This is a genomic window from Paracraurococcus lichenis (genome assembly GCF_030657435.1).
Classification (GTDB): Bacteria; Pseudomonadota; Alphaproteobacteria; order Acetobacterales; family Acetobacteraceae; genus Paracraurococcus; species Paracraurococcus lichenis.
Map to the genome: position 1 here is coordinate 1 of NZ_JAUTWS010000345.1, position 957 is coordinate 957.

Here is a 957-nt window from a genome sequence, read left to right on the forward strand (position 1 = left end):
TGCTGGAGTAGCCGCCCGTGAAGCCGAGCTCGCGGACCTCGCGCCAGAGCCGCCGGCCGGTCAGTTCGGGGAAGCGCTCCACCCGCTCGCGCAGGAACGCCTCGTAGGGTCCAAGCAGCGAGGGGCCGGGCTCACGCGGCTTGTAGACCGGCGGCTCCAGGCCGCGCTCGACGTACTTGCGGATAGTCTTGCGGTCGCGGCCGGTACGGCGGGCGATGGCCGACACGCTCAGCCCCTGCCGGGCAAGGTCCAGGATCATGACAAGCTCCCCAAGGGTGACCACCGGCCGCTCCCGTGATGCCGAAGGGCATCATCGGGCACGGTCGGCGCCGCCCGGCCTCGGGGGCTCGCCCCCGAGGCCGGGCAGTGGCGCTGGACTGGGGAATTTTCAGCCAGCACTTCTGGGGAGCATTCACCCAGCAGCTACATCCCGAGGCAGGGCGCCACTTCGAGGTGGTCGCGGGCAAGGTGATCGATGCCGACGGCCAGCAGCACCGCTTCGCCTTGGTCCGGGATGGCCAGGCGGGGTCGGCTGTGACCCTGCGGCAGGCGCTTGCCGCAGCGGGCGTCACCGCGGCCACGCCCGCGACTGTGCTGTGCGACGGCGATGCCGGGCTGTGGCGGCTGCAGCGCGAGGTGCTGCCGGGCGCCACGCCGGTGTTGGACTGGTGGCACGCCGCAGTGCGCTTCGAGCACGCAATCAGGGCGGGCCGCAGGCTTGAGGCGCGCCTCGCCAACCGCGCCGAACGCGACCTGGAGCGGGCGAAGTGGCGCTTGTGGCATGGGCGCTGGACGGGATGCCGGGCCAAGCTCACCGCCCTGCTCCGCTGGATCAGGCGAGAGGACGTGGTTGAGGCAGCAGGGCATGTTGGTGCAGGGATCGTCGGATCGAGCGGCGTCGGGTAGGCTCGGGTGGGGGCGAGCCCTCGTTCGGGGGAGGGCCACCATGCCGTTCAA

General features: G+C 71.9%; 2 protein-coding genes. One reads left to right on the forward strand and one right to left on the reverse strand.

What is annotated here, in order from left to right; all coding sequences use genetic code 11:
* Nucleotides 1-283, reverse strand: a 283-nt coding sequence (locus Q7A36_RS40140) for a helix-turn-helix domain-containing protein (protein ID WP_305109382.1), incomplete at its 3' end; no start/stop codon positions are given.
* An 83-nt stretch (nt 284-366) separates the two neighbouring features.
* On the opposite strand from Q7A36_RS40140, the gene Q7A36_RS40145 reads away from it, so the two are divergent.
* A complete protein-coding gene (locus tag Q7A36_RS40145) occupies nt 367-906 on the forward strand; it encodes a transposase (RefSeq protein ID WP_305109383.1) in 540 nt (179 codons plus the stop codon).
* Nucleotides 907-957: the final 51 nt, after the last annotated feature.